Annotated in this window: 24 protein-coding genes, 1 pseudogene and 1 riboswitch; of the genes and pseudogenes, 14 read left to right on the top strand and 11 right to left on the bottom strand. The window is 63.4% G+C overall.

All coding sequences use genetic code 11. From position 1 onward, the window contains the following. Nucleotides 1-94: 94 nt before the first annotated feature. Together EN990_RS17260 and EN990_RS17255 are read left to right on the top strand one after the other, a co-directional pair. Nucleotides 95-2,080, top strand: a complete 1,986-nt coding sequence (locus EN990_RS17260) for a TadE/TadG family type IV pilus assembly protein (RefSeq protein ID WP_206526345.1) — start codon at nucleotides 95-97, stop codon at nucleotides 2,078-2,080. 131 nt (nucleotides 2,081-2,211) lie between these two features. Next, on the top strand, nucleotides 2,212-2,844 hold the full coding sequence (locus tag EN990_RS17255) for a LysE family translocator (protein WP_024504845.1): 633 nt from the start codon (nucleotides 2,212-2,214) through the stop codon (nucleotides 2,842-2,844). Nucleotides 2,845-2,852: 8 nt separating this feature from the next. Here EN990_RS17255 and EN990_RS17250 read toward each other — a convergent pair whose 3' ends face one another. After that, entirely contained in the window at nucleotides 2,853-3,677 is an 825-nt protein-coding gene (locus EN990_RS17250; protein ID WP_127369318.1) for a DUF2189 domain-containing protein, read from the bottom strand. A gap of 300 nt (nucleotides 3,678-3,977) precedes the next feature. On the opposite strand from EN990_RS17250, the gene EN990_RS17245 reads away from it, so the two are divergent. Further along, nucleotides 3,978-5,201 carry a TadE/TadG family type IV pilus assembly protein gene (locus EN990_RS17245; protein WP_127369317.1) on the top strand — a complete coding sequence of 408 codons (1,224 nt, stop codon included), beginning with the start codon at nucleotides 3,978-3,980 and terminating at the stop codon, nucleotides 5,199-5,201. Between the two features lie 251 nt (nucleotides 5,202-5,452). After that, entirely contained in the window at nucleotides 5,453-5,962 is a 510-nt protein-coding gene (locus tag EN990_RS17240) for a CAP domain-containing protein (RefSeq protein WP_032899511.1), read from the top strand. A gap of 49 nt (nucleotides 5,963-6,011) precedes the next feature. Here the strand turns inward: EN990_RS17240 and EN990_RS17235 are convergent, their stop codons facing one another. From EN990_RS17235 to EN990_RS17225, 3 genes and pseudogenes are all read right to left on the bottom strand, one after another. Continuing rightward, on the bottom strand, nucleotides 6,012-7,544 hold the full coding sequence (locus tag EN990_RS17235) for a DHA2 family efflux MFS transporter permease subunit (RefSeq protein ID WP_013532370.1): 1,533 nt from the start codon (nucleotides 7,542-7,544) through the stop codon (nucleotides 6,012-6,014). Between the two features lie 305 nt (nucleotides 7,545-7,849). After that, a complete protein-coding gene (locus tag EN990_RS17230) occupies nucleotides 7,850-9,031 on the bottom strand; it encodes an HlyD family secretion protein (protein ID WP_127385626.1) in 1,182 nt (393 codons plus the stop codon). Further along, nucleotides 9,028-9,507 (bottom strand): annotated as a pseudogene (locus EN990_RS17225) (MarR family transcriptional regulator). The gene EN990_RS17230 and the pseudogene EN990_RS17225 overlap by 4 nt, the downstream one beginning before the upstream one ends. A 195-nt stretch (nucleotides 9,508-9,702) precedes the next feature. On the opposite strand from EN990_RS17225, the gene EN990_RS17220 reads away from it, so the two are divergent. The 6 genes from EN990_RS17220 to EN990_RS17195 are packed head-to-tail and all read left to right on the top strand — an operon-like array spanning nucleotide 9,703 to nucleotide 15,512. Further along, nucleotides 9,703-10,311, top strand: coding sequence for a CDP-alcohol phosphatidyltransferase family protein (locus EN990_RS17220; protein WP_127388335.1), 609 nt, complete (start codon nucleotides 9,703-9,705; stop codon nucleotides 10,309-10,311). A gap of 48 nt (nucleotides 10,312-10,359) precedes the next feature. Then, nucleotides 10,360-12,147: a bifunctional alpha/beta hydrolase/class I SAM-dependent methyltransferase gene (locus EN990_RS17215; protein WP_206519301.1), complete on the top strand. Its 1,788-nt coding sequence runs from the start codon at nucleotides 10,360-10,362 to the stop codon at nucleotides 12,145-12,147. Nucleotides 12,148-12,152: 5 nt separating this feature from the next. Beyond that, complete coding sequence (locus tag EN990_RS17210) at nucleotides 12,153-13,478, top strand: phosphatase PAP2/dual specificity phosphatase family protein (RefSeq protein ID WP_127388334.1); 1,326 nt, start codon at nucleotides 12,153-12,155, stop codon at nucleotides 13,476-13,478. Continuing rightward, nucleotides 13,475-13,918 carry a hypothetical protein gene (locus EN990_RS17205; RefSeq protein ID WP_013532376.1) on the top strand — a complete coding sequence of 148 codons (444 nt, stop codon included), beginning with the start codon at nucleotides 13,475-13,477 and terminating at the stop codon, nucleotides 13,916-13,918. Before EN990_RS17210 ends, EN990_RS17205 begins: the two co-directional genes overlap by 4 nt. Beyond that, a complete protein-coding gene (locus tag EN990_RS17200) occupies nucleotides 13,915-14,577 on the top strand; it encodes a lysophospholipid acyltransferase family protein (RefSeq protein WP_013532377.1) in 663 nt (220 codons plus the stop codon). The genes EN990_RS17205 and EN990_RS17200 overlap by 4 nt, the downstream gene beginning before the upstream one ends. Then, nucleotides 14,577-15,512, top strand: a complete 936-nt coding sequence (locus EN990_RS17195; RefSeq protein ID WP_027163212.1) for a phosphatidate cytidylyltransferase — start codon at nucleotides 14,577-14,579, stop codon at nucleotides 15,510-15,512. The genes EN990_RS17200 and EN990_RS17195 overlap by 1 nt, the downstream gene beginning before the upstream one ends. A gap of 25 nt (nucleotides 15,513-15,537) precedes the next feature. On the opposite strand, the gene EN990_RS17190 is transcribed toward EN990_RS17195, so the two are convergent. From EN990_RS17190 to EN990_RS17180, 3 genes are read right to left on the bottom strand one after another with little or no spacing between them, the layout of a single operon-like run. Beyond that, a complete protein-coding gene (locus EN990_RS17190; RefSeq protein WP_081714386.1) occupies nucleotides 15,538-16,524 on the bottom strand; it encodes an iron ABC transporter permease in 987 nt (328 codons plus the stop codon). Nucleotides 16,525-16,553: 29 nt separating this feature from the next. Next, a complete protein-coding gene (locus EN990_RS17185) occupies nucleotides 16,554-17,501 on the bottom strand; it encodes an ABC transporter substrate-binding protein (RefSeq protein ID WP_027163210.1) in 948 nt (315 codons plus the stop codon). A gap of 49 nt (nucleotides 17,502-17,550) precedes the next feature. Next, the gene (locus EN990_RS17180; RefSeq protein WP_064994132.1) at nucleotides 17,551-18,339 is read right to left on the bottom strand and encodes an ABC transporter ATP-binding protein; all 789 of its coding nucleotides are present in this window, start codon (nucleotides 18,337-18,339) and stop codon (nucleotides 17,551-17,553) included. A gap of 164 nt (nucleotides 18,340-18,503) precedes the next feature. Further along, a riboswitch (cobalamin riboswitch) is annotated at nucleotides 18,504-18,711 on the bottom strand. A 255-nt stretch (nucleotides 18,712-18,966) separates the two neighbouring features. Here EN990_RS17180 and EN990_RS17175 point away from each other — a divergent pair. Beyond that, nucleotides 18,967-19,800 carry an AraC family transcriptional regulator gene (locus EN990_RS17175; RefSeq protein ID WP_064994164.1) on the top strand — a complete coding sequence of 278 codons (834 nt, stop codon included), beginning with the start codon at nucleotides 18,967-18,969 and terminating at the stop codon, nucleotides 19,798-19,800. A 5-nt stretch (nucleotides 19,801-19,805) separates the two neighbouring features. Here the strand turns inward: EN990_RS17175 and EN990_RS17170 are convergent, their stop codons facing one another. From EN990_RS17170 to EN990_RS17160, 3 genes are read right to left on the bottom strand one after another with little or no spacing between them, the layout of a single operon-like run. Next, nucleotides 19,806-20,945 carry an alanine racemase gene (locus EN990_RS17170; protein ID WP_164766121.1) on the bottom strand — a complete coding sequence of 380 codons (1,140 nt, stop codon included), beginning with the start codon at nucleotides 20,943-20,945 and terminating at the stop codon, nucleotides 19,806-19,808. After that, nucleotides 20,945-22,222: a D-arabinono-1,4-lactone oxidase gene (locus EN990_RS17165; protein ID WP_127369382.1), complete on the bottom strand. Its 1,278-nt coding sequence runs from the start codon at nucleotides 22,220-22,222 to the stop codon at nucleotides 20,945-20,947. The genes EN990_RS17170 and EN990_RS17165 overlap by 1 nt, the downstream gene beginning before the upstream one ends. Before the next feature lie 12 nt (nucleotides 22,223-22,234). Next, nucleotides 22,235-23,422: an MFS transporter gene (locus tag EN990_RS17160; RefSeq protein ID WP_127369381.1), complete on the bottom strand. Its 1,188-nt coding sequence runs from the start codon at nucleotides 23,420-23,422 to the stop codon at nucleotides 22,235-22,237. 124 nt (nucleotides 23,423-23,546) lie between these two features. Here EN990_RS17160 and EN990_RS17155 point away from each other — a divergent pair, with 124 nt between their 5' ends. After that, nucleotides 23,547-24,173, top strand: a complete 627-nt coding sequence (locus EN990_RS17155; protein ID WP_027163205.1) for a TetR/AcrR family transcriptional regulator — start codon at nucleotides 23,547-23,549, stop codon at nucleotides 24,171-24,173. A gap of 8 nt (nucleotides 24,174-24,181) precedes the next feature. Here EN990_RS17155 and EN990_RS17150 read toward each other — a convergent pair whose 3' ends face one another. Further along, complete coding sequence (locus tag EN990_RS17150; protein ID WP_063167712.1) at nucleotides 24,182-25,033, bottom strand: hypothetical protein; 852 nt, start codon at nucleotides 25,031-25,033, stop codon at nucleotides 24,182-24,184. Between the two features lie 115 nt (nucleotides 25,034-25,148). On the opposite strand from EN990_RS17150, the gene EN990_RS17145 reads away from it, so the two are divergent. Together EN990_RS17145 and groES are read left to right on the top strand one after the other, a co-directional pair. Beyond that, nucleotides 25,149-25,946 carry a class I SAM-dependent methyltransferase gene (locus EN990_RS17145; RefSeq protein ID WP_127370363.1) on the top strand — a complete coding sequence of 266 codons (798 nt, stop codon included), beginning with the start codon at nucleotides 25,149-25,151 and terminating at the stop codon, nucleotides 25,944-25,946. A 164-nt stretch (nucleotides 25,947-26,110) separates the two neighbouring features. Then, nucleotides 26,111-26,407, top strand: coding sequence for a co-chaperone GroES (gene groES / locus EN990_RS17140; RefSeq protein ID WP_006203049.1), 297 nt, complete (start codon nucleotides 26,111-26,113; stop codon nucleotides 26,405-26,407). The last annotated feature ends 140 nt before the right edge of the window (nucleotides 26,408-26,547 follow it).

Below are 26,547 nucleotides of genomic sequence, written 5' to 3'. Positions count from 1 at the left end.
CCCGGCAATAGAGCGATTTGCCAAACCCGGCCTTCAGCGTTTTGTGGAAAGCTGGCGTCGATCGAGAATCCGCCGGCGGGGGCCGCTCCAAGACATGCATGGACTTTGGCGTCAGTTCTGCCGCGACCAACGCGGCAACTATGCTCTCATGACGGTCGTCGCGATGGTTCCGCTGATGGGCGCCCTGGCAATGGCCGTCGACTTCACCGAGATGAGCCGCGAAAAACAGGCGGTTTCGAACGCGCTCGATGCCGCAAACTTCGCCACGGCGCGCCGGCTGACGGAGGGTGCCACCGACGACCAGTTGCGGGCCTATGCGCTCGACTTCTTCAATGCCAACCTCAACAAGATCAATCCCGCCAATACGACGCTCACCGTCACCTTGCCAAGCAACACCACCGGCGGCGGCTTGCTCAAGATGACCGCGCGGCTTGACTATAAGCCCTATTTCTATCCGGTCTTCGGCCAGCTCGTCGGCAAATCCGAAACCGACGCCAACCAGAGGATCAGCTTCAACATCACCTCGGAAGTGCGGCTGAAGAACACTCTTGAAGTCGCCCTGGTACTCGACAATTCCGGGTCGATGACCAAGACCGGAACGGGCTCGGGGCAAACGCGCATCGACCTTCTCAAGACCGCGGCAAAACAGCTGGTCGACACGCTGGCCCAGCAGGCGGCAATGATCAAGCAGGTCGACAGGCCGGTGCAGTTCGGCCTCGTGCCGTTTGCCGCCTCGGTCAATGTCGGGCCCGGCAACGGCAATGCGCCCTGGATGGATACCGAAGGCCTGTCGCCGGTATCGAACGAGAATTTCGACTGGTCGACGCTGAACGCAGCCGACAAATACGCCCAGCAGACCAACGGCATCTGGTACAAGCGCGGCACCGGATGGGGAACCGACGAAGGCCAGATGCTGACCCGGTTTTCGCTCTATCGCGACATGAAGGTCGTCACCAACCATGAGCGTGTCGTCAACAGCAAGCGCGTGGTGTGCGACGAATACAACCCGAACAACACCTGCAAACGCGACCACGACGAATACGACTACATCGACACCTATGGCCCGTTCGCCAGTTGGCAGGGCTGCGTCGAGGCCAGGCCTTATCCCTACAATGTCAACGACGCGGCGCCTTCCGGCGGCTCGGCGAACACCGGCATAGGGGTCGGCGATCCGGCGACGATGTTTGTGCCGATGTTCGCCCCGGACGAACCCGGCAACCATTGGAGGCTCACCCAGGATCCCGACGAGGCCGCGCCGACGACCTATGGCGCCATCAACAGCTGGTGGAATGACGACCCGACGAGCAGCACCGGCCAATCCCGGCTGCGCAACATGTCCAAATATTTCCAACCGAGGCCGATCAATGCGCCGGCGCTGGCCGCCGGCAACGGGCCGAACTACAGCTGCTCCACCAACCCGATCACGCCGCTGACCGATGTCAGCGTTACCACTGGGCTTACCGCGATCAAGGCCGCGATCGACCTGATGAAGCCCGATGGCGGCACCAATGTTCCCGAAGGCATGGCCTGGGGTTGGCGGGTGGTTTCGAGCGGCGAGCCGTTCACGCAAGGCCGCCCGGAAACCGAGAGAGGCAACGACAAGGTCGTCATCGTGCTGACCGACGGCGCCAATACCTACTACACGCCGTCCTCGCTCAGCCATTCCGACCCCGCCGATTCGAAATCGACCTATGCGTCCTTCGGCTATCTCAACCCAGGCTACAACGGCACTTCGGTGGGCCGCCTGTTCATGGGCACATCGAGCGCCATTGGCCAGTTCGACTATTCGAACGGCAACTACACCAACGCGCTCAACGAGCAGATGGCGACGCTTTGCAACAACGCCAAGGCAGCCAATATCATGGTGATGACGGTGGCGCTCGACCTGTCGACGACCAAAACCGCCGATCAGCAGGCGATCGAGGCGCTGAGATCCTGCTCGTCGAACTCGCGCTTCCGCAAGGATCCAACGGACGCGAGCAAGCCGGCAAAACTGTTCTGGAATGCCACCGGCGCCAGCTTGTCGAACGATTTCAAGGAAATCGGCAACGAATTGTCGAACCTGCGCATCGTCGGCTGATCCTCAGGCTTCGGGGGCTGGCTGGAACAACGGCTGGCGCCGCCATGCACTTGCGCGCGCCTCCCGGGACAGGCACATCTTGGCCGCCTGCCGGATCGCGCGTCCATTCGCGGCGCGCTGGGGAAGAACAGATGCCCGAAACAGCCAATCATCTCGCCTTCGCGCTGGTCTGCCTCGGCATGGTGCTGACGCCTGGCCCCAACATGATCTATTTGATCTCGCGTTCCCTGTCGCAGGGGCCGAAGGCGGGGCTCATCTCGCTTGGCGGCGTGGCGCTCGGCTTTGTCTTCTATGTACTGGCGGCGGCATTCGGCATCACCGCGCTGCTGCTCGCAGTGCCCTACGCCTATGATGCGCTGCGCTTTGCCGGCGTGCTCTATCTCCTGTGGCTGGCCTGGCAGGCGGTGAAGCCGGGCGGACGCTCGCCATTCGAAGTGCGCGAATTGCCGAGGGACCGGCCGCGCAAGCTTTTCGCCATGGGCCTGATGACCAATCTGCTCAATCCGAAGGTGGCCGTGCTCTATCTGTCGCTGTTGCCGCAGTTCATCAGCCCTGGCAAGGGTCACGTCCTGTCGCAGCTCCTGGTGCTCGGCGCGACACAGATCTCGATCAGCCTCAGCGTCAATGCCGTCATCGCGGTGACGGCCGGTTCAATCGCCACCTTCCTCGCCGGACGGCCCTTGTGGCTGGTCATCCAGCGCTGGATGATGGGAACCGTGCTGGCGGCTCTCGCGCTGAAGATGGCGACCGACGCGCAGCGCTGAGAGCTAGCCTACATCGGTCGCCTTATCTGCTGTGCCCGCTCCGGCTCGACCACCTTGCGGTAGAGATGCCAGGTGGCATGGCCGAGCACCGGCATGACGACGGCGAGCCCGGCAAACAGCGGGATCGAACCGATCACCAGAAGCACGGCGACCAGCAAGCCCCACAGCGCCATTTGCAGCGGGTTGGCCATCACCGCCCGGGCCGAGGTCTCGATGGCTGAGACGGCGCCGACGTCGCGGTCGAGCAGCAGCGGGAAGGCAACCACAGTGGTGGCCAGCACGATTACGGCAAAGACTAAGCCCGCGGCATTACCGGCAAGGATCAGCGTCCAGCCCTTACTGGTGGTCAGCACGTCGCGGATGAAGCCGCCGATCGAGGCCGGCGGCTGGTCTCCGAACAGGCCAGTGTAGATCGATTGCGCGGTGTAGAGCCACAACAGGAACAGCGCCACCAGCATGACGCCAATGACGGCGATCGACGGGATCGCGGACGAGCGCCGGACATCAAACGCGTGCCGCCAGGAGGTGTTCATGCCGAGCTCGCGCCGGCGGCTGATCTCGTAAAGGCCGAGCGCCGCAAACGGCCCGACCAGCGCGAAACCCGACATCAGGGGATAGATGAGCTGGATGGCATTGGCGCCGGACGTCCACTGCGTCAGGATCAGGCCGACGATGGGATAGATCAGGCACAGGAACACGTAGTGCGATGGTTTTGCCCAGAAATCCTCGAACCCGAGACGCAACGCATCCCAAAGGTCCGACGTGGTGATGCGGCGCACCGCCGGCTGCACATGCATTCCACGTGCGTCCGCCATGACATGAAAGCCGGCCATAACCTTCCTCCCGTGTGTCGGGGCGGTCACCGCCTGGATGGCCGCCAGCGCTGCCATTTCAAGATCGAGAAGCATGATAGCAGAGTTGGCGGCGATTGTCGCCGGGTCAATGGCCTGGGGAGCAACTCCTCGTTGTGTTCAACTCTCCGTATGGCCTCTCATATGGCGTACCTTGGCAGACCTTCGTTTTGGCCAATCATTGTGCTGCATTTTAGCATTTACGCATTTTAGCATTTACTTAAATTACTCGTAGGGATCCCTGGCGTATCACCTGAGCTTTACGAGTTTCGGTGAGGGACTATGTTCGCATTGAAAGCCTTCTGGTCTTCGGAGCGCGGCAACTTTGCCATAACGACCGCCGTCGCTATGCTGCCACTAATGATTGGTTTGGCCGGCGCCGTCGATCTGATCGGCACGAGCCATGACGCCTCGCAACTCCAGAACTCGCTGGACGCGGCTGGGCTCGCCATCGGCACGAAGTTCTCTCCCGATATGGCGGCTGGCGATGTCCAGCAGCTTGGGCTGCAGTTCTTCGCCGCCAATATGAGCGCGGCCGACCAGCAGGAATATTTGGGCAGCGTCTCCGCTTTCGCGGCAACGGCAAGCGGCAGTCCAAGCGCCTACTTTATCTCGCTGTCGTCCAGCATAAGCCGCCCAAGCTTCATCAGCGCCTCGGCCCCCTGGCAGGCCTACCGCTCGGCCTCGGTCAAGATAAAACCTGGCGCACAGGCCTGCGTGCTGGCGCTCGATCCGCATGCGTCCGCCGCCGTGAACCTGCAGGGCTCAACCAACGTCTCGATGGACAATTGCGTGATCGCGGCGAACTCGGACGCGTCGGATTCCGTCAACAGGGGTGGTTCCGCACTGGTTTCGGCCGGCTGTGTCTCAACCGTCGGCGGCACCAGCGGGCTGTTGCCACCCAGCGCCAGTCTCGCCTGCGGAACGCCGCACGAACATAGGTACGCGTCCTTTGATCCATTGGCCGACGTCGTTCCTCCCCCTTACACATTGTGTTTGCCTGTCCCGAACGGCAAAACCTACACGCTGTCGCCCGGCACTTATTGCGACAAGACATTATCGGGGAACATCACGCTTAATCCGGGCGTCTACATCATGCGCGGCACCACCATAAAGCCAGGGGGAAACGGCAGCCTGACTGGCCAGGGCGTGACCATTTTCCTCATGGAAAGCGCTCAGATCTACATAAATGCCAATGAGAAGGTGAACCTTTCCCCGCCCACCAGCGGCCCTTATGCTGGTATCACCATTTTCCAGGATCACGGCAACACGTCTGCCCTGACATTGAATGGTGGCGCAAATTCCGTGCTCAGCGGTTTCATCTACGCGCCGGACGCGCCCATTTCCTACGCCGGCAACTCTGATATGAGCGCCCAGGGCGACTGTCTCAGGCTTGTCGGCAATACGATACAGATGACCGGGAACTCGTCCGTCAAGTCCGACTGCGCGGCGGCGCTTGGAAATCGCACAATGTATGCCGATCGGATGATCACTCTGGTGAAATGAGAGACAACCTGACGTGCGGCGGCGCCAGCGGTAGCGTTGAGAAAAATGGCGATAACGCACGGCCGGATCGGTTTCGATGCGAGGCGCAATCCGGCCAGCCTGGGATAGGCAGCGCCGTCGATCGCCTGGTGAAACTCCGCCCAGCATGCCACGCCGATCAGCGTTGTACCGGCCAGCGTCAGTCTGTCGCCCCCTCTCCGATTTTCGCCGCCCTGCCCGGCAAAAGCCATGATCGCCATTATCTCAGGGGCATGACCATAGCGAAAATCGAAACCCACCCGATCCCGAAGCTGAACAGGCGCATGGTGCTGACCGGCCTCGCAGCCCTGGCGGGGCTCGCCGCCTGCAGCACCGTTTCACTGCCAACCGGTGAAGGCGCCGGGGTCTCCTCCTCCGCCACCAGCACGCTGGCCAGCATCCGCGCCTCGGCCGGGCTCGCGCCGCTGGTCCCCGACCGGCAGCTCGAACAGGCCGCCCTGCAGCAGGCAGGCTATATGGCGCAGCGCCGCCGCATGAGCCACACCACCGGCTGGGGCAAGGATTTCGCCTCGCGCGTCAGGGACAATCGAATTTCCGGTGCCGCGGCGGAGAACATCGCCGAGGGTCGTTTCGACCTCGAGAAGCTGTTCGACATCTGGGTGCATTCACCAGGCCATCGCCGCAACATGCTCGACCCGCGCTTCACACGCTTCGGCCTTGCCTATGTGCGCGACGGCAGCGACAGCAAGCTCCGTTACTGGAGCCTCGTGCTCGGAAAATAGGAAAACGTGCCGGTTCGGTGCGCCACACCCAAGACGATTTGATGGAAAGCTAGTCCATATGCGCCGCCGGCGCGCCGCCGGCTGGTGCCTGCTTCGGCTTGCGCAGCAGGAAAACAAACGGGATGGCAAGCAGTGTCATCACCATGAGTATTTTGAAGTCGTTGACGTAGGAGATCATCATGGCCTGGAGATTGACCATGCGATCGACCTGCGAGAGCGCCGTTGGATCGCCGCCTGCGGCCGCCGGCGAAACAGCCCACAGATTGGGGTTGAACGGATTGATGAAGGCCGAAAGCTCGGCATGGTTGATCTGCGTGTTGCGCACCATCAACACCGTCACGACCGACACGCCGATCGACGAGCCAAGATTGCGCACCAGGCTGAACAGAGCCGTGGCATCGGTGCGGAAGCGCACGTCAAGCGTGGCGAAGGCGACGGTCGACAACGGCACGAACACCATCCCCATGCCCAGGCCCTGGATGACGCCGGAGCTGATGATCAGCCAATTGTCCATCTGCGGGGTGAAGCTGGACATGGTGTAGAGCGACTGCGCGGTCAGCAGGAAGCCGATGACGACGAGGATCCTGGCGTCAATCCTGCTCATGAGCCGCCCGACGACGAGCATCGAGATCATGGTGCCGACGCCGCGTGGCCCCATGACGATGCCGATGGTGACGGTCGGATAGCCGAAGATGGTCGACAGCATCGGCGGCAGCAGCGACATGCTCGCCAGGATGAGCACACCCATGACGAAGATGAATGCCAGCCCGGTCACGAAATTGCGGTCGAGGAAGATCTTGGGATCGATGAAGGGGTGCTCGGCCGTCATGGTGTGAATGATGAACACCCAGAAGCCGGTGAGCGAAAGACCAAGTTCGATCCAGATCTCCACCGAGGAAAACCAGTCGACCTCGCCGCCGCGGTCGAGCAGCAGCTGAAGCGCGCCGACGCCGAGCGATATCATGGCGAAGCCGAAGAAATCGAAGCCGCGCACGCGCCGCGCGATAGCCGGCAAATAAGCGGCCATACCGAGAAAGGCGACGATGCCGACCGGCAGATTGATGAAGAACACCCAACGCCAGTTGAAATTCTCGGTCAGCCAGCCACCGAGTGTCGGGCCCAGAATCGGACCCAGCATGATGCCGGCGCCCCAGATGGCCATCGCCTGGCCATGGCGTTCCCTGGGATTGATGTCGAGCAGGAAGGTCTGCGACAGAGGCACGATCGCGGCGCCGAACACGCCTTGCATCAGCCGGAAGAACACCATGGTCTCCAGGCTCCAGGCGATGCCGCACAGCATCGAAAACACGGTGAAGCCGACCACCGCCGTCAGGAACAGTTCCTTGCGGCCGAAGCGATCGGCCAGCCAGCCGGTGACCGGCGTCATGATGGCGGCGGCAACGATGTAGGAGGTCAGCACCCAGTTGATGTTGTCAGGCGAGGCGCCGAGATCGCCGGTCATGGTCGGCAGCGCGACGTTGGCGATCGTCGTGTCGAGCGCCTGCATGATCGTCGCCAACATGAGCGCGACCGTGATCAGGCCGCGATGCGGCACTTCTTTGAAGGGTTCGGGCGTGCTCATGGCGTGGAACTTCCAGCAGGTAACAAAAACGTGTACAAGGGGTTTCCGGGCGGCAACGCCTTCGGTTGAGAGACCCTCGTCGCGGTGGGACGCGATTGTCGATGTGGGGGTTACATCGACTGAAAGTCTCTGATGAGCGGATGCCTGCCGCCCGGAAACATGAGGACCGACGGGTCCGCGTCGGAGATTTCAGATTCGGCCAGGCCGCACCGCGGCAGCACCCAAACGCTGATCCTTCCAGCTCCTCCCATCAGACCAATCCTGCTATTCACCTCTGCCGCTGGTCCTGCGGCATTCTGTTGACGTTACTGCGCGGCCTCGCCGGCCGTGGCGTGACCGAAGATCGAAGGCAGGCCACGCGCCACGCCGGTGTCGACGGTAACGGTGGCGCTCATGCCGGTGCGCAACGCCATCTTGGCGTCCGTATCGGTCAGTTCGAGACGAACCGGGATGCGCTGTGTGACCTTGACCCAGTTGCCGGTGGCATTCTGGGCCGGCAGCAGCGAGAACTCGGCTCCCGTGCCGGCGCCGATCGCCTTGACCGTCGCCTCGAAGGTGCGCCCCGGATAGGTGTCGACCACGATCTCGGCCTTCTGACCGGGCTTCATGTGGGTGAGCTGCGTTTCCTTGAAATTGGCATCGATCCAGGTGTCGCCGGTCTCGACCAGCGAAAACAGCGGCGTGCCGGAACCGACATATTGGCCGACCTTGAACGACGAGGCCTGGCTGACGATGCCGTCAGCCGGCGCCTTGACCGTGGTCTGCGCCAGGTCGTAGGCGGCCTTGTCGCGCGCGGCGAGCGCGGCCATCACGGTCGGATGTTTGTCGGTTTCGATGTCGGGATTGCCGCCAAGGGCTGCCTTGGCGCTGATGATGCCTTGCTCGGCAACGGCCAGCTGCTGCTTGGCCTTGTCGAGATCGTTCTTGGCTTCGTCCAGCGACGATTTGGCGTTGATGCCCTTCTGGGCAAGATCGGCGGCGCGGTCGAACTGCGACTGGGCGAAGGCGACCTGGCTGGCATCGGACTTCTGCTGAGCCATCGACTGGCCATAGGCGGCGCGCAACTGCTCGACATTGAGACGCGCGCCCGCCACCGCCGCGTCGGCCTGAGCCAACGCGATCCGGTAGGGCTCGGGGTCGATGGCAAACAGCTCGTCACCCTGCTTGACCAGCTGGTTATCGAAGATATCGACCTTGACGATGCGGCCGGCCGTGTCGGAAGCGATCGATACCTTGGCCTGCTGCAGATTGGCGTTCTCGGTCTCCTGATAGCGGCCGCCGGTAACCCAGACATAGCCGCCGCCAACAGCCAATGCCGCAGGCAGCGCGACCATCAGCAGGAAGCGGCCCAGCCGGCGCTTTTTCTTCACCGGCGCCGGAGCCGGCTGCACCGGGGGAGCAACGGTCGCCGGGGCCGCGGCCGGCTGCGCCGGCGCTTCCATTTCCAGTTCGGTCACTTTCTCGTCTATCTTGGCTACCGCGTTCATGCTGCTGCGCCCTCTGTGTTCTTCACTTTTTCAATGGACGGCGTCTCGTCGTCGGTCAGGTTGCGGACCATCGCCTCAAGTCCCTCGACGAGGACGCGACGGGCTTCCGGTTTCACGCCGACCAGCGATTCCTCATAGACTTCTCCGGCAATGCTCTTGATCACGGCGTAGGCATCGCTTGCCTTGGGCGTCAGGAAGATCATGCGGACGCGGCGATCGGCAGCGTCGGAACGACGCTCGATCCAGCCTCACTCCTCCATGCGGTCGACCAGGCGCGAAACGCTGATCGGCTCGATTTCGAGAAGTTCGGCCAGCCGCGCCTGCGCGACACCGTCTTCCTTGGCAACGCGGACCAGAAGCCGCCATTGCGCCGAAGAAAGCCCCAAGCCACTGGCCCTCGCCTCGAAGCGCTTGCGCATCAGGCGCTGCACGTCGTGGATCAAGAAGCCCAATCTGTCGATGCCATCGGAAACCATGAGCGAGATATATAATAAGCGTGCTCACTATTCAAGATGCCGCAGTGCACACAAAGCCGACAAATGTGCATGACAGCTTTGCCGGGCAAATCATGGTTATCGATTTGCGAACGCATGATGGCCGCGCCGCCTCTCCGCTGGTCGCGTCTGGCATATTGATGTACAGCCGCTGAACAGGATCGGGGGATCAACGCAATGCCGACGCTTTACGCTCTCAAGCCGGCCTTCCAGGGTCGACTGCGGCCGCTGGTCAATCGGCTGGCGGCTATCGGGGTCACCGCAAACAGCATAACCATCCTGGCGGCCGCGATGTCGATAGCCGCCGGCGCGGCCATTGCGATCCGGCATGAATGGCGCTGGCTGCTGTTGCTTATCCCCGTGGTGATGTTCGTGCGCATGGCGCTGAATGCCGTGGACGGCATGCTGGCGCGCGAGCATGGCCAAGCCTCGACGCTCGGCATGTATCTGAACGAGTTGGGCGATGTCGTTTCGGACCTCGCGCTGATTCTGCCTTTTGCCGTCTTTCCGGAATTTGGCGCATGGGGCGTCGTCGCCTTCGCAATATCGGCGGCGCTGACCGAGTTTGCCGGCGTGCTCGGCATCGCCGCCAAGATCGGCCGCAACTATGCCGGGCCGTTCGGCAAGAGCGACAGGGCGCTGGCGCTTGGCGTCGTCGCCGTGCTGTGCGCCGCAGGGCTGTGGCCGGTATCGATCGCGCCATTTGTGTTTCCGGCCATGGCAACGCTTTCGCTGCTGACCGCCATAAACCGGATACGCGCCGGGCTTATTGGCAGCGCCAGCTGAGCATCGAGGCTCGCAATGCCGCCAGTGGGGCCGCCAGAGGGAAAGACCATGATGCACGAACCCATCGCGGCCGCGGTCACGGAAAGCCTTGCGCGGCAAGCGCAGGAGCGGGTCTTCCGCAGCCATGACGGGACGGAGATCTTCTACCGCTTCTGGCCGGCGGCTTCGGCCGATGCCAAAGGCGCGGTGGTGCTCTTCCATCGCGGCCACGAGCATGGCGGCCGCATGGCCCATCTCGTCGATGAATTGCGGATGCCGGACCACGCCTTCTATGCCTGGGATGCCCGCGGCAATGGCCGTTCGTCCGGCGAGCGCGGCTATGCCCCGTCCTTCTCGGCGCTGGTGCGCGACATCGACTGCTTCATGCGCGAGATCGCTGAAAGGGATGGCTTCGCCACGCGCGATATCGCGCTGATCGCGCAGTCCTTCGGCGCCGTTCTGGCCGCCGCCTGGGTGCATGACTATGCGCCGAAGCTGCGCGCCATGGTGCTGGCCTCACCGGCCTTCTCGGTAAAACTCTACGTGCCCTTCGCCAAGGAGGGCATAGCGCTCTGGCAGAAGATCAAGGGCGGCTTCTTCGTCAATTCCTACGTCAAGGCGAAATTCCTGACCCATGATCCAGTGCGCATCGCCTCTTTCGAGAGCGATCCACTGATCACGCGGCCGATCGCTTCCAACATCCTGGTCGAACTCTATCAGCACGCAGCCCGCATCGTCACTGACGCCCGCGCCATCACCGCGCCGACGCAGCTTCTGCTTTCGGGCAGCGATTGGGTCGTGCGCCACGGCCCGCAGCACGAGTTCTTCGTCAATCTCGGCAGCCGCATCAAGGAACGTCATGTGCTACCGGGCTTCTTCCACGACACGCTGGGCGAACGCGACCGGGCAAAGGCCCTCGACCTGATCCGGCCGTTCCTGGCCAGGCAGTTCGCGGCACCGGATGCGCCGGTCGACCTGAAGCAGGCGGACATTGCCGGCTACACACGCGACGAGGCCGACCGGCTTGCTTCACCGCTCGCTTTGATGTCGCCAAAGGGTCTCTATTGGGCATTCAGCCGCGCCTCCATCCGCATGGGCGCCTGGGTTTCCCAAGGCATGAAGACCGGCATTGCCACCGGCTTCGATTCCGGCTCGACGCTGGATTATGTCTACGAAAACGACGCGCGCGGACTTACGCCCCTTGGCCGCGTCGTCGACCGTGTCTTCCTGGAAGCTATCGGCTGGCGCGGCATCCGCCAGCGCAAGCTGCATCTCGAAGAACTGATCGGCTCTTGCCTGGCAACGCTCAAGACCACTGGCCGGCCAGTGCATATTCTCGACATCGCCGCCGGCCACGGCCGCTATGTTCTCGATGCCATCGTGAAGAGCCCCGACCAGCCGGCGAGCGTGCGTCTGCAGGATTATTCCGACCTCAACGTGCAGCTTGGCCGCAAGCTGATCACGGAGCGGCAATTGCCGGCTGACGTCACGTTCCAGCGCGCCGACGCTTTCGATGCCGACATGCTCGCCAACGCCGATCCGGCGCCGGACCTCGCCATCGTTTCCGGCCTCTACGAGCTATTCTCGGACAATGCGATGATCGCCCGCTCGCTCGGTGGATTGGCCAGCGCCATGCAGCCGGGCAGCCTGTTGCTCTACACCAACCAGCCTTGGCACCCGCAGCTCGAGTTGATCGCCCGCAGCCTGACCTCGCATCGCGGCGGCGAGGCCTGGGTGATGCGCCGGCGCACGCAAGGCGAAATGAACCAGCTCGTCGAAGCCGCCGGTTTCGAAAAGCTCGACCAGCGCATCGACCAATGGGGCATCTTCACCGTCTCGCTCGCGCGGCGCCGCTGAGCAGCATGGTGTCATCGCCTGCATCCGTGGCGCGTGCCGAACCCTATAGCCGGGTGGTCGTCAGGGCAGCCCTGTGGCTGGCCTTCCTGGCGCCGTTCTTCTATCTCAGCTACGGCTTCGCCAACTGGCTGGCGTCGCGGCGCGACGATGTCGGCAGTATCGTGTTCTCGTGGGAGCACGGCATCCCGTTCCTCGCCTGGACCATCGTGCCCTATTGGTCGATCAACCTGTTCTACGGCCTGTCGCTGCTGCTCAACAACGACAGGCAAGGGGTCGACCGTCTGGCCGGACGCTATCTCACCGCGCAAATCGTCGCCGTTATCTGCTTCATCCTGTTCCCGCTGACCGCTACATTCGTGCGACCGGCGACGACCGGCCTGCCGGGCTTCCTGTTTGCCGTGCTCGGCGGTTTCGACAAGCCGTTCAACCAGGCGCCCTCGCTGCATATCGCCCTTTTGGCGATCATCTGGGATCATTGGCGCCACCGGCTCGGCGGGTTGCTCCTGCCGCTCTGGCATGGCTGGAGCTTCCTCATCGGCGCCTCGGTGCTGACGACCTGGCAGCATCACTTCATCGACATCCCGACCGGCGCGCTGCTCGGGTTCTTTGCGCTGTGGCTGTTTCCGCGCAGCGGCGCATTGCCGTTTGCAGGCTTCCGGCTGACCAACGATGCGAAAGCGCGGCGGCTGGCGCGGTTCTACGCGCTGGGCGCCGTCCTCGCGCTGGCCGGTGCCGCGCTCGGTGCCTTCCTTTGCGCTGTCGCGCTCTTCCTGCTTTGGCCGGCGCTGGCGCTGGCCATCGTCGCCTTCGCCTATGCTGGCGCAGGCGAAAAGGTGTTCCAGAAATCCGCCGATGGCACCATGACGCTTGCAAGCCGTGTCCTGCTCTTGCCTTATCGCCTCGGCGCCAGGGCAAACATATGGGCCTGGACGCGCAATCTTGCCCCCCAGGTGGCGATTGCCGAAGGTGTCTTTCTCGGGCGCTTTCCCACGGCAAGCGAGGCCAACAGCTTCGGCACGGTCATCGACCTCGCCGCCGAACTCGAAAAGCCGGCGACAACCGATTGCCGCTGGATCAGCTTTCCGATGATCGACCTGTTGCCGCCGCCACTGGCGATACGGCAACAGGCAGCCGGCGCGCTGGAGAATGCACGCCGCGACGGCACCGTCCTGGTGTGCTGCGCGCTCGGCTTCCAGCGCAGCGCCGGCGTCGTCGCCGAATGGCTGGTGGCGACCGGCAGGGCCGGGACGCCAGCGCTCGCCCGCGAGATGCTCGCGGCCGCCGGCCGGCCGATTCATCTTGCAGAGGCTACGGGGCGGGCGGCGTCATGACAGGCAATACCTATCAGGACCGCACCGACCGCTTCGCCGGCATGCTGATGCGACAGGCCGCGTGGCCGGCCGCAATCGTGCTGGCCGCAAATGTCCTTGCGCCTCTAGCCGCATCGGCGCGCGGTGCCTTCGAGACCTTGCCCGCGGCCATCGCTTTGTCGATCGCCGCCGCGAGCGCGGTTGCGGTGCTGGCGCTGTCGGCATTGCTGGCATTCGACGCGCTGCTGTTCCGACTGATGGCGAGCCATGACGACGAAGCTTCCGGCGGTGCCGCGGTGGATGACATGTTGGCGCGCATGCGCCTGAAACCGGCTCCGTTCGCGACACGCTTGCTCGATGACCGCATGGCCGGCACAAGCCGCTTGCTGTTCAAGCAGCGCGCTGCCCTGGCTCTGTTCGCCGCAGCGCTTCTGGCGGCAGGGTTTTGGGCGCCGCGATGAACAAGCTTTCGCTCAAGACCTTCACCTTGCTGCAGACGGTAACCTCCGTCGGCCTGTCGGCTCTGGCCCGGATGGTGACCGGGGTGCGGCCGATCTGGAACGGCAGCCTGCCCTCCGAGCGGCAGCGCATCTATTTCGCCAATCACACCAGCCATGGCGACTTCATCCTTTTGTCGGCCTGTCTCAGCGAAAGGGAGCGCGCGATCACCCATGCTGTTGCCGCAGGCGAATATTGGGGGAAGTCGCGGCTGCGCCGCTTCATCGCGCAGGACATGTTGTCGTCCGTGCTCATCAACCGGCAATGGACGAGACCTGAGGAAAACCCCATCGAGATCATGCTGTCGGTTCTCGACCAAGGGCACTCGCTTATCCTGTTTCCCGAGGGCACCCGCAACATGACAGACGAGCCGCTGCTGGCGTTCCGCTCCGGGCTCTACAATCTGTCGACGGCGCGGCCTGAGGTCGAGCTGATCCCGTGCTGGATCGAGAACATGTCGCGCGTGCTGCCCAAGGGCCAGTTCCTGCCGGTGCCGCTGCTGTGCCGCGTCGTTTTCGGCGCGCCTGTCGCGGTTGGCCCGGGCGAAGAACGCCGCGCCTTTCTCGAGCGCGCCCACGCCGCGCTTCTGGCGCTCAACCCGCGTCCCGAGCGAGACGATTGATGCGCCACGAGATCTCCATCCTGATCATCGGCCTGCTGGCGGTTTTGACCACCGCCAGCATCGTCGCCACCATCCTTTCGGCGCGAGCGCCGAAGCCGCTGAGCTCGACGCTTGTCAATCTCACGCAGCGCATCAACGCCTGGTGGGTGATGGTGGCGCTGATGACGGTCGCCTTCTTCTTCGGCCGTTACGGGATGACCATCCTGTTTGCGCTGATTTCCTTCGCCGCGCTGCGCGAATTCGTGACGCTGACGCATACGCGCCGCAGCGACCATTGGGTGCTGCTCGGCATGTTCGGCATCATCATCCCGTTTCAGTACTGGCTGGTGTGGACCGCCTGGTATGGGCTCTTCGTCATCTTCATTCCGGTCTACTGCTTCCTCTTGATGCCGGCCATCACGGCGCTGCATGGCGACACCGAACGCTTCCTCGAGCGGATCGCCGCGCAGCAATGGGCGGTGATGATCTCGGTCTATTGCGTCAGCCACGTCCCCGCCCTGCTGACACTCGACGTGCCAGGCTTCGAAGGCCGCACCTTGCTGCTGATCGCCTTCCTGATCATCGTCGTGCAAGGCAGCGACGTGCTGCAGTACATCTTCGGCAAGCTGTTTGGTAAACACCGGTTTTCGCCGAACGTCTCGCCGTCGAAAACCTGGGAAGGGCTGATCGGCGGATTGGTGTCGGCGAGCCTGCTCGGCGCGCTGTTGTCGTTCGTGACGCCCTTCTCGCCGCTGCAGGCGGCAGCCGTGGCCTTCGTCGCCTGCTCGATGGGATTCCTAGGCGGGCTGGTCGCCTCGGCCATCAAGCGCGACCAGGGCGTCAAGGACTGGGGCCATCTCATCGAAGGCCATGGCGGCATGATGGACCGCACCGACAGCCTGGTCTTCGCCGCCCCGGTGTTCTTCCACATCGTGCGCTATTTCTGGACCGTGTGATCCGGCGACCGGTTGCCAAACGCGCTCAAAGCCGGTTGCGGATCAGCATGGTGACGACGAAGAACGCACCGACCGAGCTGGTGATGATGCCGATCGGCAGTTCCTGCGGCGGCAGCAGCGTTCGGGCCAGAAGATCGCTGGCCAGCAAAAGCACCGCGCCGAAGACGGCGCAGCTGGCAACCAGGCGCAGATGCAAGGGGCCTGCCAGCGGCCGCGACAGATGCGGGATCATCAGCCCGACGAAGCCGATGACCCCGGCGACAGAGACCAGGATCGCCGTCGAGAAGGCGGCGACGAGAAACGTCATTCGGCGCATGCGCGCCACTGGCACGCCAAGGCTTTCGGCGGCGTTTTCGCCGGCCAGGAAGGCATCGAGCCGGCGGTGGTTCCACAGCGCGTAAGCCAGAATGGTGCCCGCACCCAGCGCGCCCAACCAGATATTGTCCCAGCGCGCCAGGCCAAGGCCGCCCATCGTCCAGAACAACACGGAGTGGGCGGCGCGCTGGTCGCCGGCAAAGACCAGGTAGTTGGTCAAGGCGGTGAACATGAAGGACACGGCAAGGCCGGCGAGGATCAGCCGCTCCGGCCCTTGGCCCCTCACCCGCGCGACCAGCAGCAGGACGACGCCGGCGGCCAATATGCCGCCGGTGAAGGCCGCGACCGGCAACGTCCAGATGCCAAAGCTGTCGCCGAAGACGGTGATGACGGAAACAGCACCGGCGGCGGCGCCCGACGACAGGCCGAACAGGAACGGATCGGCGAGATCGTTGCGGGTCACTGTCTGCAGCAGCGCGCCGACGACGCCGAGGCCCGCGCCGACGCAGATGGCCAGGATCGTGCGCGGCAGCCGCAGATCGACGACGATCTTGCCGACCGGCCCGGACACGTCGTGCCCGCCTAAGCCGATTGCGCGGCCAAGCGCTGCTACAACGTCGGCCAGCGGGATCAGCGTCGAGCCATAGGCGATCGACAGCAGAGCGAGAGCGGCGATCGCCGCCGCTCCCGCCAGCATGGCCAACGCAAATGCCGGATGGCGCAAGCTCAAAATGCTTCCGGGTGCATGGCCTTGGCGATCTTGTCGATCGCTTCGATGTTGGCGGGTCCAGGCGTCAGCTCGGCGTAGCGGAGGGCAACGAAGCGCTCGTTCTTGACCGCGTCGGTCTCCTTCATGGCCGGATGCGCCTTCAGGAAGTCGAGCAGCTTCCTGTAGCCGCCACCGTCCTGGTAATCGAGCAGGATGAGGAATTGCGGATTGCGCGACGCCACCGTTTCCCAATCCGTGTTGCCCCAGCTGGTGTCCATGTCAGCCATGATGTTGTCGCCGCCGGCGGCAGTGATCATGGCGCTGGGGATGGCGAACTTGCCTGCGGTGAACGGCTTGTCCTCGCCGGAATCGTAGAGGAACACCCGCGTGCCCTTGGCGCTGCCGACCTTGGCGGTGATGTCGGCGAGCTGCGCCTTCCAGCCAGAGACAAGCTTTTCCGCCTCTGTCTCCTTGCCGAAGATCTTGCCCAGCTTTTCGACGTCGCCGTAGAGCAGGTCCATCGAGGCGGCGGGGCGCCTCTTGTCGAGATGGACGCAGCTTTCCGCCAGAACCAGCGTCTTGATGCCGTGCGGGGCAAGCGTGTCGGGCGTCACCTCGCCACCCGGCTTCATGCCGTAGTACCAGCCGGCGAAGAAGAAATCCGGCTCCACGGCCACGAGGTTTTCGAGCGTCGGATATTTCGGCGCCAGCTCCGGGATCGAACCCTGCTCTGCCTTGAATTCGGGACCGACCTTGTACCATCCGGTGATGCCGGTCAGGCCGACGATTGACGGCTGCAATTTCAGCGCGAAAGCCATCTCGGCCATGTTCAGATCATGGATGACAGCGCGCTTCGGCGGCGCGTCGAAGGTCAGCGGCTTGCCGCAGCTGTCGACGGTTACCGGGAAGGCGAAGGCGGTCGAGGTCAGCAGCGAGACGGCAAGCGAAAAAGCGAGGCGTTTCACGGGTATGCTCCTTGTGGGTGGGATCGGGTCGACTATGGAACGGCTTCAATCACGACGGCGGCGCGGCACGGTTCGGAACCTCGAACACCGTCAACTCTCGATCCTCGGTCGGATGGCGCAGGCGCAGCACATCGATGCCGAAAATCTCGCGGATCAGCTGTTGGGCCAGCGCTTCGCGCGGTGCGGCGAGCGCTTGCAGGCGGGCATGATTCATCACCGCAACCCTGGTGGCGAAGGGTGCTACCAGCGCCAGATCGTGCAGCACCGCGATCACCGTCATCTCGAAGCCTGCCACGAGGTCGAGCAGTTCGCCGCGGGCGCGCGGGTCCAGATGGTTGGTCGGTTCGTCGAGGAACAGGATTTTGGGCTGCTGGGCGATGGCGCGCGCCAGTTGGGCGCGCTGGCGCTCGCCGCCCGACAGCGAGCCGACGGTGCGGCCAAGCAGCGGCAGCAGGCCGGTCCGGCGCAGCGCCTCGACGGCGATATCGCGTTCCTCGCGCCTGCGCCGCAGCCCGGCGTGCGGGACCCGGCCAAGCTCGACATAATCGATCACCGCCAGCCGCGGATCGGGCTGGTCGGTCTGGCCGACAACGGCGATATGCAACGCCCGCTCGGCGGCCGAAATCCTGTCCAGCCCGCGTCCGCCAAGCTTCACCTCGCCGGAACTTGGCCGCAGCATGCCCGACAGCATGCGCAGCAGCGTCGTCTTGCCGGCGCCGTTGGGACCGATGATGGCAAGGCGATCGCCAGCGGCCACCGAGAAGCTGACCGCCTGGACCAGATTCCGCCCATTCGCCATGGCACAGAGGTCATGGGCTTCGAGAAGCACTGCGCTCATCGGCTGCTGCCCGCCGGATTGCGGGGACGGCAAAGCGTGCGCATGGTGATGCGATGATCGATGGAGCCGTCCAACTTTCCGTCACTTTCCAAAACTGGCGACGGAAGGAAGCTGGCGAACCGGCCGACAAGACCGGGACTCGCGTTTCCTCCCGGCACACCCCGTCCGGTCAACTCAGTGATGGCAGGTCTCCTGGCTCGCGGGTCGTTGCGCCATCCTGCCTTCCCAGCCTTGCCGGCCAGTGGCATTCACGGATTTTGCTCGCCGCTTACAGTTGCGGGGGCAGCCACGGCCTCGACCTGAACAGGCCTCACCGTGTTCCCTTTTCACCCCTCGCCTTTCGGCTCGGGGACCATCACCACTTCAGCGTAGATTTCCACCAAACGCTTCGCAATGGATTTCTCGGACGAAGTGGTGGGCCAGCTAAGGGAAACAGGCATTGCACGCTCACTTTATGTAATAACATAATATTTTATGTAATAACATAACATTCTTAGGAGATGACGCGGCCCGCTGTCAAGCGAAAGCCCATGGGATCGGCGCAGATTGCACGGGATGCGCAATTTCGATCAAACTGGCCGCGCCAGGAAACGCCAAGATGATCCGGCCAATGCGAAAAGGAGCCCCATGAACCCGACCGAGAAAGCGCTGTGGTTCGTCGAGAGCCATCTGCCGGAGGCGATCTCGCTTGACGATGTCGCGCAAAGCAGCGGCGTGTCGCGTTTTCATGTGACGCGCGCCTTCGGCGCCGCAACCGGCCGCTCGGTGATGGGTTACATGCGCTCACGCCGGCTGACCGAGGCGGCGCGCAAGCTGGCCGGCGGAGCGCCCGACATCCTCGCCGTCGCGCTCGACGCCGGCTACAACTCGCATGAGGCGTTCACCCGTGCCTTCCGCGATCAGTTCGGCACCACGCCGGAACTGGTACGCGCGCAAGGCTCGACCAACAACCTCGACCTCGTGGAGCCGATCCTGATGGACCAGTCCTTCCTCACCAATCTCGAACCACCGCGCTTCGAGACCAGCCGGCCGTTCCTGATCGCCGGCCTCGGCGAACGCTACAGCTGTGAAACCAGCGCCGGGATTCCGATGCAGTGGCAGCGTTTTGCACCCTATATCGGCAACATCCCAGGCGAGATCTCAGGCGTTTTCTACGGCGTCTGCCTTAACGGCGACGACGCGGGCAATTTCGACTATGTCGTCGGCGTCGAAGTGTCCGGCTTTGCGGATCTGCCGAAGGACTTCTATCGGGTGCGGGTGCCGGCGCAGAAATATGCGGTGTTCTCGCACCGCGAGCACATCTCATCCATCCGCCGGACGATCAACACGATCTGGAACAGTTGGCTGCCCGACTCCGGTCACGAAATCGCGGATGCACCGGAATTCGAGCGCTATGGACCGGAGTTCGATGCCCACAGCGGCAATGGCGGGCTGGAGATCTGGGTACCGGTGAAGGCGTAGCTCGATCACGCCATCGGCAGCGCCGGCCAGCGATCGATGACCTTTCCGCCGGAAAACACGTCGATCGACCCGAATTGCTGCAGCACGGCCTCGCTCTGCGTCGGCCTTAGAAACGCGTAGTCGCCTGGCCTTGCGGTCGCATCGGCGGGCAAGCCCATGAATTGCTGGTTGGAGGACAGGCCGAGCAGGCCGTTCGTCTTCATGCCTTGGGGGAAGACCGGCTCGGCCATCCACTTGCCGCCATAGAGATAGCAGCCCTTGCGCGGAAACCGGCCGAGCGCCTGCAGCAGGCGGGTAACGGCCGGCGGGCCAGGCAGCATCGGCTCGACCACTTTCAGGATCGGCGTAGCGATGAAAGCCGCCGGCTGGAAGCCGTCGAGGCCTGGCGTATCGAAGTCGCTGGGCAGCACGAAGGCCGAGCCCATCGACACTTCATTGGCCGCGCCGCCACGATGAAGCAGCGCGGTCTTGCTGCCGCCGATGTTGAGGATGCGGCGCTGGTCGGCACCGAGACAGGCGACGAACGCCGCAGCCTGCGCCGACGCCTCCGCCAATGCCTTTGCCGGTCCGCCGAAAAGGCCGGGAATGAGCGGCGCATGCGCCTCGTAGGCCATGACGCCTTCGCAATGCAGCCGGACCGGCAACGCGCTCAGCGCCTTCGACAAGGCCGCGGGATCAGCAAAGCCGCCGCGATGCAGCCCGACATCGATCTCGAAAGCGATGCGCAGGCCGATGCCGAGTTCGTCAGCGAGAGCACCGTATTCCGCCAGTCTCTCCTCGCTGTCGATCAGCCAGCAGACACGCGACCAGTCGGCATCACCCTTCACCAGCGCAGCCCTTGCCGCACCGATCGGCATCGGCTTGCCGTAGAGCAGATCGGCATCCGGAAACGCCTTCAGCACCGCCTCGCTGATCGGCGGGTGGAAGGTCATGAAGCGCTCATGGCGAAGCGCCTTGCCTATATGCGCAAGCAGCGGCAGGCAGGCGAGCGATTTGTCGACCAGCCGCACGGCCAGGCCGGGATCCAGCCTCCCTTTTACCAGGGCAATGTTTCCGTCCAGCCGATCGCGGTCGAGCAGCAGGCAGGGTCGGAAGATGCCGGCGGTCTTCAGCGCATCCGAGAGGGTGGAAAAATAGGTGCTCATCATTCGATGCCGAACAGGCCGGCCATGTAGGGCGACACGAAGCGGTTTTCCGGATCGATGTCGCGGCGCACCGCCATGGCATCGTCCCAGCGCGGGTAGAGCTTTTTCAGCTCCGCCGCTTTCAGGCTGTGCATCTTGCCCCAATGCGGCCGGCCGCCATGTCTGCGGAAGATCGGCTCTGCCGCCCGCATGAACGGCAAAGGATCGTTCGCGGCGTCATGGTGGATGGCGATGGAGCAGGTCAGCCTGTTGTAGAATGGCGAAAGCCAGAACTGGTCCGGCGCGACCGAGCGCACCTCCATCGGGAAATAGACCTCGGGAAAACGCTTCTCGGTCAGCTCGATGATCTCGGCCAGCGCCTTCGGCCCTTCCTCGAACGGCAAATGATATTCCATCTCGTTGAACTTGGTCTGCCGGTCGCTGGCATAGACGTTGAGCCAGTCCTGCACGTAGTCCTCGGCGGGAAATTTGGCGGCCGCCGATCGGATCAGGCGGCCACGCAGCGATGGCAGCCAGGCAAGTGAAGTGCGCAGCCTGCGCAGTGTCCTCAAACCCGCCTCGTCCTCTTCCGGCGGCCGCGTGGTGGGTGCGGCATCGCTGAAATCGCTGGCGATGAACTGCGCATAGCCGGAAAACGGAATGTAGTAGAATTCGGCCGAGCGATGCGCGGCCATCATCGCCTCGAAATCACGCAGCATCTCGGTGATCGGCAGCACATATTTGCGGCGGCGCAACCGGTAGGTCGCGATGTTGTTCAGCGTCACTTCGGTGAGCACGCCGAAAGCGCCGAGCGCGACACCGATGGCGTGGATCATGTCCCGATCCCCTGCCCGCTTGAAGTCGCGGACCTTGCCAAGCCCGTCGACGATCTGCACCGTCTCCAGCTGCGTGTGATAGGCGCCGAGCGTCGGCCCAGAGCCGTGCGTGGCTGTGCCCAGCGCGCCGCCGATCGCCTGGCGGTCGATGTCGCCCATGTTGGGCAGGCCCTGGCCAATGCCTTGCAGGATGTGCATGAGCGGGCCGAGCCGGGTCCCTGCCCGCACCCGCGCCTGATGTTTTTGCGCGTCGTGCGAGACCAGCCCTTCCAGTCTCTCCAGGGACAGGATCGTGCCCTGCGATTTCACCAGCGGTGTGAAGGAATGACCGGCGCCGGCGACGCGCACCGGGCCAGGCGCGCTCCGGACGAGATCACCGAGTTCACCGACATCGCTGGGGCTGGCGATCAGCTTGGGCTCGGCACTTACGAAGCCCGACCAGTTGCTCCAAGTGTTCGACATGGCGCTCCCCGCTCAGGCAACCGCACGACGGCGACGTGACACAAGAACGAAGAGACCGAGCAGCGCCACGCTTGCCACCGCGCTGGCGGCGGCGAATTCCGGCACCGGCCGGAAATCCTTGCCGTCGATGAGCAGCGACGCCGCAATCGGCCCGATCGCCAGGCCGAACAGTTGGGCTGCCGGCACCAGCAGCACGGCGGTGCGCGTCTCGTCGGCGGTGATCGCCAGACGGATCTGGTAGGGCACGATGAACAGCAGGATAAAGCCCATGGCCAGGGCAGCGACCCAGAACGTCGTCAGGCCGGGGCTGCTGGCAAGAACCAGGGAACTGACAAGCGCCACGACGCCGATCGCCGCGATGGCAAGGCGATAATCGATGCGCGCCTCGAACGCGGTCGCCGTCATCGCCCCCAGGACCTGCACCGCGAGGCTGGCCGAGACGATCAGGCCGACGGTGCGGCCATCGATGCCGTATTGCGCGCCTAGCGGCTCCAGGAAAGCCCAGACCGCGCCGAAGAACATGAAGTAGCAGAAGACCGACAACAGCGCGGTCATTGAGGGAACCGTCAGCACATTGGCCAGATTCTCTTCCTTGGGCAGGTCGGCATAGTCACCGGGCACGGTGAAAGCGACCGCCAGCGACACGACGCAGACGACGGCAAGAACGATGAAGCCACCCTCCGACCCTGCGGCCGGAATGACATAGAGCGCCAGCAACAGGGCGAGCGCGCATTGCGCCAGCGTCTGCATGGTGACGAAATAGCCGCCGATGCGCTCGGCACGCCGCGAGCGGGCGATCAGTTCGGTGGCGATGGCGACCAGACCGCCCTCGGCGAGCCCGGCAAGGGCGCGGGCCGCAATCAGCATGTTGGCGCTCGCGGCATAGGCCGTCCACACATTGGCCAGCGCCAGCAGCAGCAGAAGGACGGCACTTTTCCAGCGCATATTGTGGGCCGAAAGCAGCATCGCCACGACGGCCGAACCGATGGCAATGGCGATCATCTCGGCGGTGGCGACCAGCGCCAGTTCGTCGCCGCTGACATGGCCTTCGGTGTAGAGAGCTCCGAGCAGCACCGGCTGCAGGCCGAGGATGAGCAGGCCGACCGAACCGATCCACAGGGCCGAGGCGAGCTGCCAGCCGGTCGGATTGCCGACCAGCCAGTCGCCACTGCCTGCGTGGCCGATATCTGTCGAAGCCAAAGGCGCCTCCCCAACGTCCTTGCCGCGCGGCAAAAAAGCTGACAACCTGTCAGTATTTCAGAAACTGATACTTGATCATATTTCTTGTCAACCGGAATCTAAAAACCGTGCGAAAGATCGGTGCATGACGGAATTGAAGAGAATGGCGACCGAGCCGAGGCGCAAGCCCAAGCAGGAACGCAGCCGCGAGCGCATCGACGCGATCCTGTCGACGACCATGCGGCTGATCGGGGAAAAGGGTATCGACGCCGTCACTATGAAGGAGGTCGGCATGCTGGCGGGCGGGCCAATCGCCACCGTCTACCACTACTTTCCCAACAAATCGGCGATCCTGGCGATGCTCTATGAGCGGTTTTCAGAGGTCAGCCGGGCACGGCTGACGACGATCATCGCCGAAATCCACGAGGCGAAAGATGTCATCGTGGCCGCTGACCGGCTGCTCGATGATTATCTCAGCCGTGTCGCCGGCGATCCGGCCATCCAGGATCTGCAGAACGCCATCCAGGCCGACAAGGCGCTCAAGAACCTCGACCTCGCCGAAACGCGGCACCAAGCCAAAATGTTCTGCGACCATGTCATCGCCTTGCTGGAGCCCGAGAGGCGCGAGCAGTTCGAACGCATGGTTCTGCTGATCTTCCAGCTCGCCGGCGGCGTGGTGCGCCTGGCGCTTGCCGAGGGCGAAGCGGAAAGCCGCCGGACCATCGAGGATTACCGGTCTATCATTCACACGCAGCTGCGGCTGTTCCTCTAGAGCCGCGCCTATTTCGCCCGATGGACGAGGCCTTCGAAGCCGTGTGTCAGATCCGAAGCGCCGGCCGCGAACATCTTGACGAGATTTTGCGGACGGCCGGGAGTCTTGTTCGCATCGAGGAGGATGGCCCTGCCCTCATGCATGACGAAATCGAATTTTCCATAGTCGAAGCCGAGTTCACGCCGGCGCTCACGCAGTTCGTCGGGCACCGGGACGGGCTCGCGCCGGATCGTCTCCGATGCCTTGACCAGGCCGTTCGGGGAGACGTAGCGGGTGCAGCGCTCTCGCTCTCCGCAAAACACCCAGAAACGAACAGCAAAACCGTCGGGTTCTCTCTCCGGAATGAACTTTTCCACGACGAGATCGTCGCAATCAAAGACGCCGTCTGGAACGTCGCCGAGAGATCCGTGGATCTCATAGGGGTGCAAGATTGGCAAATGCGGAAACGGCGGCTGTTTGCCCGCGCGCTCGGATCGCCGGTTGAGGAGCGTCTCCGGGATTCCCCGATTGTTGAGATTGCTTTTGACGATCACCTGACCTTGCCAGCTGTCGGTTTTGTCGATCAATGCACCACTGATCCGCCGTTTGGATATGTCGGCGGCGCCGATGTTGAGGCAGAATGCAAAACACCGGGCATAGTCGACATAGTCCGTTGGCGTCACCGTGGCATCGACATGCAATACCGCCATATCGGCGCTGACCGGCTTCGACAGGCCTTGCTGAACCCGAACCGAATGGCCGCGCCTTTTCAATTCCGCAAGAATGTCGAACAGCATGTATGGGCTGCTCCTGCGCAGCAGAATATCGCGCCTGCCCAGGAACCTGTCATGCTCATGCGTTATCACGGCGATACGCGCCACTATCCACCTCCTGGACTGTCTGTAGATGCCTTGAAATGTCTTGGCTTGTCCAACGACCTCTATTAAGCCCCGGTGATATCCAAAATCCAGGCGTGCAGGGGGCCAATGGAATTGCATGACAAATCATTGGGACGATTACCACCGCCATTGGAAACTTCTGGAAGCGCCGCTCCGGCCGACAGCGGAAACCGTCGCTATATTCGATCGCGAACTTGATCTCGGAAATGCCGATGTCCTTCTCTTGGGGGTTACCCCGGAATTGGCAGTTCTGGGCAAGTCGATGTTGGCGGTCGACCAGTCGGCGGCCATGATTTCCGGCGTATGGGCTGGCGACGACGGCTCGCGACGGGCAATCGCCGGCAACTGGCTTAACCTGCCCGTGGACCGCGCAAGCATCGACGCCGTCATCGGCGACGGATGCCTGTCGGCGGTCGCTTCCCAGGCGGCGCGCAGTTCGTTGTTTGGCGAGGTCGCCAGGGTGCTGAAGCCTGGCAGGCGCGCAGCGATCCGCGTCTTCGCACGACCGGAAACGGCGGACGATCTGTGCGGCATCGAAGCTCTGGTTCTGGCCGGCGGGATCGAGAATTTCCACGCGCTCAAATGGCGGATTGCGATGGCGTGTACGACCGACGACCGCGATTTTACCATCAAGGTGGCAACGATCCGCGATGCATTCGGCAGACTGTTTCCGGACCGCGAAGCTCTTGCCGCGCGAACAGGATGGAGCATGACCTCGATCAACACGATCGACGTCTATGCAGGCTCGGACATAAGCTACAGCTTCGCGACGCTGGCCACGCTGACCAACGAGGCAGCCAACTGGTTCGGCGACGTGCGCGTCGTGCCGAGCGGAAGCTATCCGCTGGCGGAACGGTGCCCGCTTCTGGTGCTCGGTTCGGCCAGGCACCGGTAAGTTCATCATCATGCGCCAAGAGGCGCTCCGAGCGCCTTGACTCCGGCGCGCCGCCAGCCTATTTCAGCGCCACGTTAGCACTCGCCTTTGGTGAGTGCTAACCACATGTCCGGCGCCGCCGGATGGAGGAACTGTTTCTCACCGTTCTCATCGAGGAAGAAAAAATGGCAAAGTCGAAGTTCCGCCCGCTTCATGACCGCGTGGTCGTTCGCCGGGTCGAATCCGAATCCAAGACCGCTGGCGGGATCATCATCCCCGACACGGCAAAGGAAAAGCCGCAGGAAGGCGAGATCATCGCTGTCGGCTCCGGCGCTCGTGACGAAGCTGGCAAGCTGGTCCCGCTGGACGTCAAGGCCGGCGACCGCATCCTGTTCGGCAAGTGGTCGGGCACCGAAGTCAAGCTCAATGGCGAAGACCTTCTGATCATGAAGGAATCCGACATCATGGGCATCATCGGCTGATATCAGGCCTTTCCGTCAACTGAATTCCCGGGCTCGATCGAAGCCCCTGCCAGGAGCTAAAAATGGCTGCCAAAGACGTAAAATTCTCCCGTGATGCCCGCGAGCGCATGCTGCGCGGCGTCAACATCCTCGCCGACGCG

The organism is Mesorhizobium sp. M7A.F.Ca.US.005.03.1.1 (assembly GCF_003997975.1).
GTDB classification, from domain to species: domain Bacteria; phylum Pseudomonadota; class Alphaproteobacteria; order Rhizobiales; family Rhizobiaceae; genus Mesorhizobium; species Mesorhizobium ciceri.
Note: the sequence above shows the minus strand (reverse complement) of the source record. Positions and strands in the feature narration are given on the sequence as shown.